Source organism: Pseudomonas sp. P4_C3 (assembly GCF_056402075.1).
Genome location: NZ_JBFUIC010000115.1, coordinates 1 through 14,920, shown reverse-complemented (window position 1 = coordinate 14,920; position 14,920 = coordinate 1). Strand labels below are relative to the sequence as shown.

At 58.1% G+C, this 14,920-nt stretch carries 11 protein-coding genes, 1 tRNA gene and 1 pseudogene; 3 read left to right on the top strand and 10 right to left on the bottom strand.

Annotated features, from left to right (window positions below; genetic code table 11):
- Positions 1-205: 205 nt before the first annotated feature.
- The 5 genes and pseudogenes from AC1DVH_RS18235 to AC1DVH_RS18215 form a co-directional block, all read right to left on the bottom strand.
- Positions 206-1,552, bottom strand: coding sequence for an MFS transporter (locus tag AC1DVH_RS18235; protein WP_477754981.1), 1,347 nt, complete (start codon positions 1,550-1,552; stop codon positions 206-208).
- A 299-nt stretch (positions 1,553-1,851) separates the two neighbouring features.
- Positions 1,852-3,483 (bottom strand): AMP-binding protein, encoded by a 1,632-nt coding sequence (locus AC1DVH_RS18230; protein ID WP_477754980.1) that lies wholly within the window; start codon positions 3,481-3,483, stop codon positions 1,852-1,854.
- Positions 3,484-3,720: 237 nt separating this feature from the next.
- A pseudogene (locus AC1DVH_RS18225) lies at positions 3,721-3,942 on the bottom strand (integrase domain-containing protein); the annotation flags it as partial.
- 912 nt (positions 3,943-4,854) lie between these two features.
- Entirely contained in the window at positions 4,855-6,177 is a 1,323-nt protein-coding gene (locus AC1DVH_RS18220; RefSeq protein ID WP_477754979.1) for a tyrosine-type recombinase/integrase, read from the bottom strand.
- Between the two features lie 162 nt (positions 6,178-6,339).
- Positions 6,340-6,415 (bottom strand) — tRNA-Asn (locus AC1DVH_RS18215).
- A gap of 227 nt (positions 6,416-6,642) precedes the next feature.
- On the opposite strand from AC1DVH_RS18215, the gene AC1DVH_RS18210 reads away from it, so the two are divergent.
- On the top strand, positions 6,643-6,873 hold the full coding sequence (locus AC1DVH_RS18210; protein ID WP_477754978.1) for a hypothetical protein: 231 nt from the start codon (positions 6,643-6,645) through the stop codon (positions 6,871-6,873).
- Here the strand turns inward: AC1DVH_RS18210 and AC1DVH_RS18205 are convergent.
- The 3 genes from AC1DVH_RS18205 to AC1DVH_RS18195 form a co-directional block, all read right to left on the bottom strand.
- The gene (locus AC1DVH_RS18205) at positions 6,870-7,079 is read right to left on the bottom strand and encodes a hypothetical protein (protein ID WP_477754977.1); all 210 of its coding nucleotides are present in this window, start codon (positions 7,077-7,079) and stop codon (positions 6,870-6,872) included. The genes AC1DVH_RS18210 and AC1DVH_RS18205 overlap by 4 nt on opposite strands.
- A gap of 238 nt (positions 7,080-7,317) precedes the next feature.
- Positions 7,318-8,514 (bottom strand): amino acid aminotransferase, encoded by a 1,197-nt coding sequence (locus AC1DVH_RS18200; protein WP_477754976.1) that lies wholly within the window; start codon positions 8,512-8,514, stop codon positions 7,318-7,320.
- A 161-nt stretch (positions 8,515-8,675) separates the two neighbouring features.
- On the bottom strand, positions 8,676-8,852 hold the full coding sequence (locus AC1DVH_RS18195; RefSeq protein WP_477754975.1) for a hypothetical protein: 177 nt from the start codon (positions 8,850-8,852) through the stop codon (positions 8,676-8,678).
- Here AC1DVH_RS18195 and uvrB point away from each other — a divergent pair.
- Positions 8,851-10,866 (top strand): excinuclease ABC subunit UvrB, encoded by a 2,016-nt coding sequence (gene uvrB / locus AC1DVH_RS18190; protein WP_477754974.1) that lies wholly within the window; start codon positions 8,851-8,853, stop codon positions 10,864-10,866. The two genes, AC1DVH_RS18195 and uvrB, sit on opposite strands and share 2 nt — an antisense overlap.
- Before the next feature lie 117 nt (positions 10,867-10,983).
- Here uvrB and AC1DVH_RS18185 read toward each other — a convergent pair whose 3' ends face one another.
- Both AC1DVH_RS18185 and AC1DVH_RS18180 read right to left on the bottom strand, forming a co-directional pair.
- Entirely contained in the window at positions 10,984-12,534 is a 1,551-nt protein-coding gene (locus AC1DVH_RS18185) for an MDR family MFS transporter (RefSeq protein WP_477754973.1), read from the bottom strand.
- Positions 12,524-13,612: an HlyD family secretion protein gene (locus AC1DVH_RS18180; protein WP_477754972.1), complete on the bottom strand. Its 1,089-nt coding sequence runs from the start codon at positions 13,610-13,612 to the stop codon at positions 12,524-12,526. Before AC1DVH_RS18180 ends, AC1DVH_RS18185 begins: the two co-directional genes overlap by 11 nt.
- Positions 13,613-13,830: 218 nt before the next feature.
- Here AC1DVH_RS18180 and gltX point away from each other — a divergent pair.
- On the top strand, positions 13,831-14,920 hold a 1,090-nt coding region (gene gltX, locus AC1DVH_RS18175; protein WP_477754971.1), incomplete at its 3' end, for a glutamate--tRNA ligase.

Sequence of the window (14,920 nt, the reverse complement as noted above, 5' to 3'; positions counted from 1 at the left end):
TCTTTTGGTACTGGCTGCATAGTTTCGGAGTCAGCAACCATTAAGCCTTCGAAGGCTGCCGCACGAGCCCCTTATACGTGGCAACTTGCCGCTTGTAGAGGGCGGAGACAGTATCGCCTTCGCCCAAGCCACGGTTCACCAGGACGGAGGCGAGGCGGAAGCAGCAATCGCTCTTCAAGTAAAATCGAGTGGAGTCATCCAGGCTTCACTCAGCTGAGAACGCCAGAGATTTCTTTGCTCGAGTGGAATCCGCACAAGACTGGTTGATCAATGTCACCGCCACTGCGCCTATCAAGCCGGCCAGGCCGATGGCCATGAAGTTGTGCTCAAGTGGCAGGTTCATTGACACCAGCCAGCCGATCAGCACTGGCGCAACGATCGCCCCGATGCGTCCCACACCTGACGCAAACCCGACACCCGCCGAGCGTATCGTGGAGGGGTAGAAGTCACCTGCATAGGCATAGGCCAGCAGCTGCGTACCCAGTGTGGATGCCCCAACAACGAAGACGACTGCGTACAACAGAGATACGTCGCGTGTATAGCCCATGAGGGTCAGAGCAATGGCTCCGACAATGTAGAAGCTTACCAGAACGTATTTGATGTTGAGCTTATCGGCCAGCCAACCACCACCTAGTCCTCCAGCGATCGCACCGAGGTTGAATACGATAACGAAATTGAGTGCTGAGCCCAGGCTGAAGCCAGCCATCGCCATGAGTTTGGTTAACCAGGAGTTGAGCGCGTAAACCATGAACAGACCGGTCATGAACGCTGTCCAAATCATCACCGTGCTGAAGCCACGACCATCCTTGAATAGATTGCGTACTGGGGCGTCCAGCTCAGCCAAAATCGCTAGGTTGCCGGTCATCTCAGTTTGGCTGGTGATATTCAATGTTGGCTCAATACGCAGCGCAACCTTGCGCAGCTCATCCTGACGACCTTCCTTCAGCATGTACCCGATGGAATCAGGCATGGTTTTCAGGATGAAGGGGATCAGCAGAACCGGTAGTGCGGCAACGTAGAACACCCACTGCCAACCATGGCTCTCAATTAACTGCTTGGACGTAATGGCAACTAAAATGCCGCCTACCGAGTAGCCAGCAAATACCAGAGTGACCAGGCGAGTACGGAGTTTCAAAGGGGCAAACTCACTCATTTGAGCGGTGCACACAGGCAATACGCCGCCAATACCCAAGCCGGCGATGAAGCGCATGATGCTGAAACTGACAGGGTCGTTAGTGAAACCCGCACCGGCTGTGAAAAGGCTGAACAGTGCGACGCACATAGCAACCATTTTCGGACGGCCGATACGGTCGGCAAGTGTTCCAAGGAAGATCGCTCCAAGCATCGTGCCGAATAGGGCGGAACCCGCCATGATTCCTGCGCTAGTGGGGGCAATCTGCATATCTTGCATAATAGCGGGAAGGGCCGCACCAACGATGGCGAGATCGTAACCATCGATCACAAGAATTAGCATGCACCAAAAAAGTATGAGACGGTGAAATCGGTTGAACTTTGAATTGCTGGCGAGCGCGTACACGTTAACTGTCTGCATATTATGTATCCTTCAGTATTGTTGTATTTATGAAGTGCACATCCAGTGGGGATTTCGGTATCAGGCCACTTCGTGAGAAGAGCCTCCGAGTTGGCAGTCTACAGCATGAAAATTTGGCATTCTCTGCACAGCGCAACTCGGACTTAGTAAACTACTGTCTGTATGCGTAGTGCATTAAGGCGTCATGCTCCCACAAGCATCCAAAGATTGCTTCAAGATCATCAAATACATAAATGATGAGTCATCAAAGTCGTCGCATAGTTAATTTAGAACTTTCGTGCGTTCCCGACTCTTAAGCATCAAACTTGCTGCTTAGCAATCTCCTGGTTGCGTAGGATGAAACGTTGCAGCTTGCCGCTAGGTGTTTTCGGCAATTCATTGACGAACTCGATTTCCCGGGGGTAGGCATGAGCCGCGAGGCGCTGGCGGACATGTAACCGCAATGTTTCGGCTAGTTCCGGGCTTGGTAGATATTGCTTGTTTAGTACCACGAAGGCCTTAATCAACTCTGTACGCTGCGGGTCGGGTTTTCCGATTACGGCTGCCTCAATCACGGCAGGATGCTCCACCAGCGCGCTTTCAACGTCAAACGGCCCTACCCGGTAGCCGGAGGTAGTAATTACGTCGTCATTACGGCCTACGAAGCTAATGCTGCCATCGTCGTTGAGTTCTGCTGTATCGCCGCTCAAGTAGTAACGCCCCACGAAGGCCTTGGTTGGCATGCCGAAATAACCACCGAACCAGCACTGCGGCGATTGCTCGCGATCAATTGCCAACGCACCAGGCTGGCCTGGTGGTAACTCCTGCTGCCGGTCATCAAGCACTACGATTCGATGGCCAGGGATGGCATAGCCAGCAGAGCCTTCAAGCACAGGGTGGCTCAGGCCGTGATGGTTGCTAAGCACCATGCCTAGCTCGGTCTGGCCATAGTGGTCGTGGATGACTACGCCTAAGTGCTCAGCAAACCAGTGGATGACTTGGGGATTGAGAGGCTCTCCGGCGCTGCTAACCACGCGTAATCGACCTCGGATGCTATCGGCGAATTGCATACCCGTGGAGATAAGTAACCTGAAGGCCGTCGGCGAGCCGGCGAGGTTAGTGATTGCATATTTGTTGATTACCAAACAGGTGCTATCGACCGAAAACGGGCCATCGTAAAACAATGTCGAGTGACCCAAAGCCAGTGGCGCGGTGACCGCGTAATAAAGGCCATATGCCCAGCCGGGATCGGCGAGGTTCCAAAAGCGATCATCCGCTCGCAGCTCTACTGCATCACGTATGTAACCCTTGAAAGCCAAAATGGCCCGCAATGGTACTTCCAGTGGCTTGGCTGGCCCAGTGGTGCCGGAAGTGCACATGAGCAGGAACGGGGCTTCGCCGTCCTGAAGCAACGGCTCACAGTCGTTGCTCTGGCGCTGCAGGGTACTCCAAAAATCATAATCGCCGATGCCCAGTGGATCGGCGCCAACAGTGACCACAGTCGGACAGCCGGTGACGTCGTCTAGTTTGGGCCGATTGCGCGCATCTGTGACAACCCATCGTGCGCCAGAGCAGTCCAAGCGCTGCTCAATCGCCTTAGGCCCGAACGCGGTGAACAGCGGTTGGTAGACTGCCCCTACCCTCCAAGTTCCGAGGATAGTGATCAGGAGCTCGACAGTTCGTGGCAAAAGCCCAGCGACTCGGTCACCCGGCCGGACGCCCTGCTCACGGAGGAAATTGCCAAATCGGGCGGCCTGATCCTGTAGTTCGCGGAAGGTATACTGCGAGGCGCTGCCGTCCTGCGCTTCGCAGTACAAGGCTATATCCTGGCCAGCAGCATGTCGGTCACAGCACTCCACGCAGGCGTTAAGGCCGTCCAGACTACCGTGCAGTTCTTGCGCGGCGGTTTGCAGGTAATTGAACTGGCTTGCGGCGGTATGATAATCGCGCATCCCTACATCCTATAATTGTTATTAGAGTCATTGAGACACGAGGATATCTCTGGCTTGTGTACCCAGCTATGGTCTGGCCGCTCAATGTGTCTGACCGATTTGGCCAAAACGTTAGATACGGATCATGCCTATCCAGCCGCACAGCTGGATTAGACTTATGCTCAGCCGCTCCATCGGGATGGGGCGCACCACCGCCGTCACTCTGGCATTCAGCTAGTCTTTGAGACTATCCAGGAGATAATTAAGACATCGTTCGTGCTGTTCGATCCGCGCATCGTTAAACGCTGGTCCATCCTCCGACCGACACCTGCGTACAAGCGCCTGCCAAGGATCACTGTGCGCCTTGACCGTGCCGTAATGCCCGCCGCCAAATAGATCGCGCAACGCCTGCGGTCCGGCATAACTCATTTGCCGACCATAGCCAAAATTCCGCCCAGCCCGTCTGCCTCTCAATGCCATGATCAAACTCCTCTCGAAGTCAAAACTTTTAAAACTTTCCCCACGTCATCCCGCCAAGGATGTTGAGTGTTATCAGGGATCAAGGCCCCTGCGACCTGTGAGGGTTGCCCACTAACACGGGACTGGCGGCTCTTTACGACCGGGAGCTTGGGCATCTCATGATCTGACCCCCTGAGCACTTCCGAGGAAGTGGGCGGGTGGAGGCTGCGCTGGCTGACGAGACCAGCGCCGCGAGATCCTGAGTCGGGTGAAGGCAGCGATGCGATGACCGGGGCGTGCCTGACTGTCAGTCAGGTGCAGTCCATTCCGTGGGCTGCGGCACCATCATCGGCATCGCTGTTGCTGGTGACTTCGGTGTTTGTCACGCCGATTGTCACGAGGGGAATTGCCGCAATGCCTTGTACGAGGTGGGCTGCAGCAGCGGTAGGAGCGCCCGTCTCTTTCCGGGAGAAAGAGACGGGCGCAGGTTGGCGCAATGAAATGGCCAAGCGGATAGGTTGCTGCAGGGCAGCGATGAAAGGGGATGAGTTGCCGCAGTGGGCACACTGGTAAAAGTAGGCATCCATCACATCGCTGTGACCGTGCGAGCCGCCGGACGCTAATCGCACTTGGGGGAGAACCACCACGGTGTGGCGTAGCCTTAAAGGTTCGGGCTACCTGGGTTGCTGTCAATGACAGCGCTTTGCCCGATCTTTTCTACGCCTGTGGAGAATTTGGGTCAAGGCTCGGGTTTTTGGGAGTTCTGCGGCTGTGGATGAAATTATCCACTAATGGAAAACCGTGGTTTTCCACAGATAATTGCGTGGGCTTTAGATTTTTTAAGTGAGGTCCATCCAAGCAGGGCGGCTTTGCAGCCCTGCTTGGATGGACCCGCGTGGACAAGCGGATCACTGAGATATGAGAACCGAGCGCTTACTCAATTGCGCCACGTTTTGCTTTTAGTCGAGTGACATTCGCACCCGTCTGATTGGCGAATTCGCGTGGGCTGACATGCTTCTGCTGATTAGCCTCAAGGTAGCGACTCCACCAGTTCATGATCAGTCTGCGCTCCTCAATGAACTCAGCCTTGTGGATGTAGGCCGCTCGGACGTTGTTGCGTTCCTTGTGGCTCATCTGCCGCTCGATGGCTGTGTCCGTCCACAAACCTGACTCGATCAGTGCGCTGCAGGCCATCGAACGAAACCCATGCCCACAGATCTCGGATTTGGTGTCGTACCCCATCTTCCGAAGCGCGCTGTTCACCGTGTTTTCGGACATTGGTTTCCAAGACTTGGTATCGCCTGCGAACACCAAGTCAAATTTGCCTGTGATTGCGTTGATCTGCTCGAGCAGGGCGATCGCTTGCGGCGATAAGGGTACAAGATGGATATCCCCTGCCATCTTCGTACCCCTTGTGGAAAAGGGTACGCCTTCCAACGCTGGTCGCGTGTCCGGTATTTCCCAGACGCCACGTTTGAGGTCGAACTCGCTCCAGCGGGCGAAGCGCAGCTCGCTGGATCGTACAAACACGTGCAGCGACAGCAAGACCGTCAGCCGGGTAAGTGCACGGCCTTTATAGGTGTCGATCCGTTCCTGCAATTCCGGCAAGCGCGATAAGGATAAGGCGGGGCGGTGAACGACCCGCGAGGCTTTGATCGAGCCAACGAGGTCGTAAGCAGGGTTTACGGTGATAAGCCGGAGGCGCTTTGCCTCGCGCATGATGCTCTGCAGGTAGTTTTGTACCCTTAAAGCAATGTCTATCGTTCCGCGCTTCTTAATCGCTTCCAGGGGCCGCATAAGATCGTGGGTATCGAGGTCGACAATGGCGCGGGCGCCGATCAGCGGGAAGAGGTGAGTTTTGAGGCGACTCATCACTGTCTTGGAATAGTCCGGTGCCCACTTGGCTGACATTTCCGTGTGCCAGCCGAGGGCAACGCTTTCAAAGGTGCGGCCTTTGATCAGAGCGTCCGTCTTGGCTTGGTTCTTGGCTCCTATGGGGTCAATGCCATCCGCCAGCATTCGCTTGACCTGCAAGCGTTTGCGGCGCGCATCGGCGAGGCCAACGATGGGGTAGTTGCCGAATGAGGTCAGTCCTTCCCGTCCGTCAGGTTTGACGTAACGGAGCCGCCAGCCTTTACGGCCATTGGGTTGGACTAGAAGGTAAAGGCCATCCCCGTCGAAAAGCTTGTAGGCGCGGTCTGTGGGCTTGGCCGAACGGCAAGCGGAGTCGGAGAGTGGAGCAGTAGTGCGCGACATAAGGGTACTCCCTTTTATCGAACTGACCTTTATCCCTAACTCTACCCTTAAAACGGCTGGTACCCACCGGAATCCGACGGAAYGCYAAAACGAAAAAACCCGCCAGAAGGCRGGTTTTTCGGGGGTTTCAGAGACTTTATTAGCCTTCTCTGGAACCTTGTCTGGCTCCACGACCTGGACTCGAACCAGGGACCCAGTGATTAACAGTCACTTGCTCTACCAACTGAGCTATCGCGGAATGGCGCGTATCTTACTGATTCAAAAAGAGAAGTCAAGCATTGAATGACAATTGGAGCGAATCATCAGGACGGGCGGTGGTTTAGCGGCGATTGGCGGTTACCAGGATCGCCCCAGAGGTCTACCATGGCCGCCCGGAAGTGGTGACACGCGCTGCCGGCCATTCGCCGAAAAGGTACGCGCCATGAATCATTTGACCCTCACACCTCGACACCACGGGGTGCACCCATGAGCATCGCTCAGATCAGCCTGCCCAAAGGTGTCGGCCCCCACGCCGAAAAGTTGTTCGACGCCATCACTCAGGCCGGCACCGCTGAAGCATTGAACCGCGCTGGCGGCAAGGCCGAAGGTTTTGTCCTGGGGCTGGAAAGCACTAAAGCGATCAAGAGCCAGGTCGCGGAATCGCTGTATGTCGCCTACGACGACGCTGCCAGCCAGCGTGCGACCGAACTGGCTTAACCGCCGAAGGTAATCGTGCCAAGCATCAGTTTGGCGTAGAGCGCCGTGGCCCCCATTTGCACCAGCCACAGGGCCAAGCCGCCGAGAAACACACCGGCGGCCACTTGCATCACCAGGTTGTTGCCGCGCTTTGTCGGGGGGCGGGGGATGAAGTGATCCAGGTCATCCAGGTCATCGCGGTCGGCGCGAAGGTCATCGTTTTTCATGTGGGTTCTCGCAGGAATTCCAGGGTGTACACAAAACCTGTAGGAGCGAGCCTGCTCGCGATGGCAACAGCACATTCACCATCAGTGGTGACTGGTACATCGCTATCGCGAGCAGGCTCGCTCCCACATTTTGGATTGTGTGGAGTTTAGAGGGCTGAGCCCGTGCTTTGAGATTTATCTGCGACAAATAAAAAACGGGAAGCCCCATGGCTTCCCGTTTTTCGTATCACGACGCGATTCAGATCACCTGAACGATGGCATCCGTAACGGCCTTGATGTTGCTCTGGTTCAGCGCGGCCACACAGATGCGGCCGGTGTCCAGGGCGTAGATGCCGAACTCGTTGCGCAAGCGGTGAACCTGCTCAACGCTCAAGCCGGAGTACGAGAACATGCCGCACTGACGACCGACGAAGCTGAAATCGCGCTGAGGCGCTTTTTGTGCCAGCAGATCGACCATCTGGGTGCGCATGCCACGAATGCGCAGGCGCATCTCGGCCAGTTCGGCTTCCCACTGGGCGCGCAGTTCCGGGCTGTTCAGTACGGCAGCAACAACGCTGGCGCCGTGGGTCGGTGGGTTGGAGTAGTTGGTGCGGATCACGCGTTTGACTTGCGACAGCACGCGCGCGCTTTCTTCTTTCGATTCGCTGACGATCGACAGGGCACCCACGCGCTCACCGTACAGCGAGAACGATTTGGAGAACGAGCTGGAAGCGAAGAAGGTCAGGCCCGACTCGGCGAACAGACGCACGGCAGCGGCGTCTTCGTCGATGCCATCGCCGAAACCTTGATACGCCATGTCGAGGAATGGTACGTGGCCTTTGGCTTTAACGACTTCCAGGACGTTTTTCCAGTCGGCCGGGCTCAGGTCCACGCCAGTCGGGTTGTGGCAGCAGGCGTGCAGCACAATGATCGAGCCGTTTGGCAGCGCGTTCAGGTCTTCCAGCATGCCGGTACGATTCACGTCGTGGGTCGCGGCGTCGTAGTAACGGTAGTTCTGTACCGGGAAACCGGCGGTTTCGAACAGCGCGCGGTGGTTTTCCCAGCTCGGATCGCTGATTGCCACAACGGCGTTCGGCAGCAGTTGCTTGAGGAAATCGGCACCGATTTTCAGAGCACCAGTACCGCCAACGGCCTGGGTGGTGATGACGCGGCCAGCGGCGATCAGCGGCGAGTCATTGCCGAACAGCAATTTCTGCACGGCCTGGTCGTAGGCGGCGATGCCGTCGATTGGCAGGTAGCCACGGGAAAGGTGTTGAGCGGCGCGAATGGTTTCGGCTTCGACAACGGCGCGCAGGAGTGGAATTCGCCCCTCCTCGTTGCAGTAAACACCGACCCCCAGGTTGACCTTGTTGGTACGGGTATCGGCGTTGAATGCTTCGTTGAGGCCCAGGATTGGATCGCGTGGTGCCATTTCGACAGCGGAGAACAGGCTCATTATTGCGGCGGCTCTGAATGGAGAGTGGAGGGACGTGTCGCGCTCCAGCCGAATGCACTAGAGCGGTGCACAAACGGGGAGCTAGTATAGAGGCCATCGGCGATTGCTGGCGACAGGCGATTCGGCTTTTCGGTTAAGTTTTTCCGATTATTTTTCGACCGTTAGTCGATTGGTCGTGTCGGAGACTTTACCGGATGTAGGACGTTTGCCTTGAAAGCGCTGGCAATCGGCTCCACATTGAGCACAATCCAGTTTTTTTTCTCGGGCGACATCGGTCGTTTGCGGTCTTTCTCGTTCGTGCCGGTTTTGCCGGCAAGAGTGATCCAGAGGTATTTCATGTCTGAATTCCAGCTAGTCACCCGTTTCGAGCCCGCCGGCGATCAGCCGGAAGCCATCCGCCTGATGGTCGAGGGTATCGAGGCCGGGCTGGCGCACCAGACGCTGCTCGGTGTGACCGGCTCGGGCAAGACCTTCAGCATCGCCAATGTGATCGCCCAGGTGCAGCGCCCAACTCTGGTGCTGGCGCCGAACAAGACCCTGGCGGCGCAGTTGTACGGTGAGTTCAAGGCGTTCTTCCCGAACAACGCGGTGGAGTATTTCGTTTCCTACTACGACTACTACCAGCCCGAAGCCTATGTGCCGTCGTCGGACACCTTCATCGAGAAAGACGCCTCGATCAACGACCACATCGAACAGATGCGTTTGTCGGCGACCAAGGCATTGCTTGAGCGCAAGGACGCGATCATCGTCACCACGGTGTCCTGCATCTACGGCCTGGGCAGCCCGGAAACCTATTTGAAAATGGTGTTGCACGTGGATCGCGGCGACCGGCTCGATCAGCGTGAATTGCTGCGACGCCTGGCGGACCTGCAATACACCCGCAACGACATGGATTTTGCCCGCGCGACCTTCCGCGTGCGTGGCGATGTGATCGATATCCACCCGGCGGAATCCGATTTCGAGGCGATCCGCATCGAGCTGTTCGACGATGAAGTGGAAAGCCTGTCGGCGTTCGATCCGCTGACCGGCGAAGTCATTCGCAAACTGCCGCGTTTCACCTTCTACCCGAAGAGCCACTACGTGACGCCACGGGAAACCCTGATGGGCGCGGTCGAAGGGATCAAGGTCGAGTTGCAGGAGCGCCTGGAATACTTGCGCTCCAACAACAAACTGGTGGAAGCCCAGCGCCTGGAGCAGCGCACCCGTTTCGACCTGGAGATGATCCTCGAACTGGGTTACTGCAACGGCATCGAAAACTACTCGCGCTATCTGTCCGGTCGTGAAGCCGGCGCGGCGCCACCAACCCTTTACGATTACCTGCCGGCCGATGCCTTGCTGGTGATCGATGAGTCCCACGTCAGCGTTCCGCAGGTTGGCGCCATGTACAAGGGCGACCGCTCGCGCAAGGAAACCCTGGTCGAATACGGTTTCCGCCTGCCTTCGGCCCTGGACAACCGGCCGATGCGTTTCGATGAGTGGGAAAGCATCAGCCCACAGACGATTTTCGTCTCGGCGACCCCGGGCAACTACGAAGCCGAACACGCCGGGCGCGTCATTGACATGGTGGTGCGCCCGACCGGGCTGGTGGACCCACAAATCGAGATTCGCCCGGCACTGACCCAGGTCGACGACTTGCTGTCGGAAATCAGCAAGCGCGTCGCAGTCGAGGAGCGGGTGCTCGTCACCACGCTGACCAAGCGCATGGCCGAGGATTTGACCGATTACCTGGCGGATCACGGCGTGCGCGTGCGTTATCTGCACTCGGACATCGACACCGTGGAGCGGGTCGAGATCATCCGCGACCTGCGCCTCGGCACCTTCGATGTGCTGGTGGGCATCAACCTGTTGCGTGAAGGCCTGGACATGCCGGAAGTCTCGCTGGTAGCGATCCTCGATGCCGACAAGGAAGGCTTCCTGCGGTCCGAGCGCTCGCTGATCCAGACCATTGGGCGCGCGGCACGTAACCTCAATGGCCGGGCGATTCTCTATGCCGACCGCATTACCGGATCCATGGAACGGGCGATCGGTGAAACCGAGCGTCGTCGCGACAAGCAGATCGCCTTCAACCTGGCCAATGGCATCACGCCCAAAGGCGTGTTCAAGGACGTTGCCGACATCATGGAAGGCGCCACCGTGCCCGGTTCGCGCAGCAAGAAGCGCAAAGGCATGGCCAAGGCCGCCGAGGAAAACGCCCGATACGAAGCGGAATTGCGCTCGCCGGGCGAGATCGCCAAGCGTATCAAAGCCCTGGAAGAGAAGATGTATGCGTTGGCGCGTGATCTGGAGTTTGAAGCAGCGGCGCAGATGCGCGACGAGATTACCAAGTTGCGCGAGCGGTTGATCACTGTTTGATTTGTAGTGTCTGAACTGGCCTCATCGCGAGCAAGCTCGCTCCCACAGGGATCACACTGAACCCTGTGGGAGCGAGCTTGCTCGCGATGAGGCCAGTCAGGGCGCAGTAAATATCAACTAGTGAGCCTCGCCAGCCTTCAACCCCTCCGGCAATTTCCTGGTCAGCAACACCGCCAGCATGCTGATCCCCAGCGCGATCCCGACAAAATGAAACGCATCGTTATAGGCCATGATCGACGCCTGTTGATGCGCGATCTCGCTGAGTTTGCCCAGTGCCGCCGTTTCACTGCCCAGTCGGTCGGTCAACGAGGTAATGCGCTCGGCCACCTRCGGATTGCTCGGCACGATCGACTCACGCAAGTAGTCAAAGTAAACCTTGGTCCGCGCATCCAGTAGCGTGGCGAGCAGGGCGATGCCGATGGCCCCGCCGAGGTTGCGCAGGATGTTGAACAGGCTCGATGCCGATCCCGCATCCTGGGGCAGGATGTAGGCGGTCGCGATCAGCGAGATGGTGACCATGATCAGCGGCTGGCCCAGGGCGCGGATGATCTGGATCTGATTGAACTGTGGCCCGGCAAAGTCCGGGTTCAGCACGCCCGAAGAGAAGCTCGCCAACCCGAATAGCCCGAAGCCCAGCGTGCACAGCCATTTTGGCGAGACGAACTTCATCAGCTTGGGCACCAGCGGGATCAGAAACAGCTGCGGCACGCCCATCCACATGATCACTTCGCCAATCTGCAGGGCGTTGTAGTTCTGGATCTGCGCCAGGTACAGCGGCAGCAGGTAGATCGAGCCGTACAACCCGACCCCCATTCCGACGCTGGAAATACTGGATAGCCCGAAGTTGCGGTTGCCGAGGATGCCGAGATTGATCAGCGGATTGGGTTTGGAAAACTGCACGATCACAAAGGTGATCAGGCTGACCAGCGCGATGCTGCCCAGGGTCACGATCAGGTTCGACTCCAGCCAGTCCTTGCGATGGCCTTCCTCCAGAAAAACCTGCAAACAACCAAGCCCGACGCCGAGTGTGAGAATGCCGGCGTAGTCGGTGCTTTTCAGCAACTCCCAGTGCGCTTCTTTCTTCTCCAGGCCGTACATCAGGCCGGCGATCATGATCAGGCCGGGCGGGACGTTGATGTAGAAGATGTATTCCCAGCCCCAGTTTTCCGTCAGCCAGCCGCCGAGGGTCGGGCCGATGGAGGGGGCGAAGGTGGCGGTCATGGCGAACATGGCCATGCCCTTGGCGCGGTGGTGTTCCGGGAGTTTGATCAGGGTCAGGGTGAATGCCAGSGGGATCAGSGCGCCGCCGGTAAAGCCCTGCAAGGMGCGAAACATGATCATGCTTTCCAGGCTCCAGGCCATGGAGCAGAGCAGGGAGGCCGCTAGAAACCCGAGGGACACCCACACGGCAAGCCGTCGCGCCGACAGCAACTGCACCAGCCAGGCGGTGAGCGGGATCATGATGATTTCCGCCACCAGGTACGAGGTGGAGATCCACGAACCTTCTTCCAGGGTCGCCGACAGCGCGCCCTGGATGTCCTTGAGCGAGGAGTTGGTGATCTGGATGTCCAGCACCGCCATGAAGGCGCCGAGCATCACGCTCATCACCGCAATCCAGTCCCGCCGGGTCGGTTCGCCGATCGGGCGGATCAGTTGATCACCGGCCATTGTCAGCGGCGTCTTTGCTGCTCACTTTGCTGGTGACATCTTCAGGCGCGTCCTTGATGTTCACCTTGGCGGTCACTGACATGCCCGGACGAATCTTGCCGCGCAACGGGTTGTCCGCGGCGAAGGTCAGTTTTACCGGAATCCGTTGTACGACCTTGGTGAAGTTGCCCGTGGCATTGTCCGGCGGCAACAGGCTGAACTGCGCACCCGAGGCGGCGAACAGGCTGTCGACCCGGGCTTCGATAGGGGTGTCGCTGTAGGCGTCGAAGGTCAGCTCGGCTTTCTGGCCGGGCTGCATGTGGCCGATCTGGGTTTCCTTGAAATTGGCCTGAATCCAGATGTCTTCATCCGGCACGATCGATAACAGGTAAGCGCCGGCCTGCACGTATTGGCCTTCGCGGGCTGCACGCTGGCCGATCAGGCCGCTGATAGGTGCGTGGATTTCGCTGCGGGTCAGGTTCAGTTCTGCCTGGGCGAGGTCGGTCCTGGCGTTGGCGATCTGCGCGTCGAGGCGTTTGATCTCGGCGGTCAGTGCATTGACCTGCTGGCGCTGACTTTGCGCGTCGGCCTGGGCCTTGGCCACTTGCGAGCGGGCAATGTGGGATTCGGCGGAGAGGGTGGTCACCCGTTCTTCCGAGACATAACCGGGTTTGCGCAAGGTCTCGGCGCGGGTCAGGTCGATCTGCGAACGGCCCAGGCTGACCTGGCTGGACGCGACTTGCGCTTCGCTGGCGGCAATCAGGCTGGCCTGCTGGGTCAGTTTGCTCTGGGCTTGCAGGCGCTCGGCCTGGCGGGTGGCCAGGGCGGCATTGGCGCGGTCGACAGCGAGGCGGAAGTCGTCGCCTTCGAGTTTGACCAGCAACTGGCCTTTCTCGACATGCTGGTTGTCCTGCACCAGCACCTGATCGATACGCGCGCCCAATTGGCTCGACACACGGGTGATCTCGCCCTGGACATAAGCGTTGTCGGTGCTTTCATAAAAGCGCCCCTTTAAAAACCAGTGGGCAAACAGGCCCCCGGCAATCAACAGGATGATCAGCAGGAAAAAGGACAGGCGACGCTTGAGTTGGGCAGGCATGGGGAAAACTGTAGTCGAGAAATTGTAAGGGAAGTTATCAGCAGGTGAATCTGGCATACAGCCGATAAACGGTAAATGCCGTCGGCCGATATCCGCGGCATACGGGTGTTACAGCCGCAACCTTGGCTTAAATGCCCTGTTCGCTGGAGCCGGGCGGGTGTCGCCTGTTACCATTCGCGCCTTGTTTGAACTTTGCTTTTTTCTTTTCGAGACATGCCATGACCACCGTCCGCACTCGCATCGCGCCATCGCCTACCGGGGATCCCCACGTAGGTACCGCTTACATCGCCTTGTTCAACTACTGCTTTGCCAAGCAGCACGGCGGTGAGTTCATCCTGCGGATCGAAGACACCGACCAACTGCGTTCGACCCGCGAGTCCGAACAGCAGATTTTCGACGCCTTGCGCTGGCTCGGCATCGAATGGAGCGAAGGCCCTGACGTCGGCGGCCCGCACGGTCCATACCGTCAAAGCGAGCGCGGCGATATTTATCAGAAGTATTGCCAGCAACTGGTCGACCTGGGCCATGCGTTCCCGTGCTTCTGCACCGCCGAAGAACTGGACCAGATGCGCGCCGAGCAGATGGCCCGTGGCGAAACCCCGCGCTACGACGGCCGCGCGCTGCTGCTGTCCAAGGAAGAAGTCGCCCGTCGCCTGGCCGCTGGTGAGCCCCACGTTATCCGCATGAAGGTGCCGAGCGAAGGCGTCTGCGTGGTGCCGGACATGCTGCGCGGTGACGTTGAAATCCCGTGGGACCGCATGGACATGCAAGTCCTGATGAAGACCGACGGCCTGCCGACGTACTTCCTGGCCAACGTGGTCGACGATCACCTGATGGGCATCACCCATGTCTTGCGCGGCGAAGAGTGGCTGCCATCGGCACCGAAGCTGATCCTGCTTTACGAGTACTTCGGCTGGGAACAACCGGAGCTGTGCTACATGCCGCTGCTGCGTAACCCGGACAAAAGCAAGCTGTCCAAGCGCAAGAACCCGACTTCGGTGACGTTCTACGAGCGCATGGGCTTCATGCCCGAAGCGATGCTCAACTACCTGGGCCGCATGGGCTGGTCGATGCCGGACGAGCGCGAGAAGTTCTCGTTGCAGGAAATGGTCGACAACTTCGATCTGAAGCGCGTGTCCCTCGGCGGGCCGATCTTTGACATCGAGAAACTGTCCTGGCTCAACGGTCAGTGGCTGCGTGACCTGCCGGTGGAAGAGTTCGCTGCGCGCGTGCAGAAGTGGGCGTTCAATTCCGATTACATGATGAAGATCGCACCGCACGTGCAGGGCCGCGTCGAAACCTTCAGCC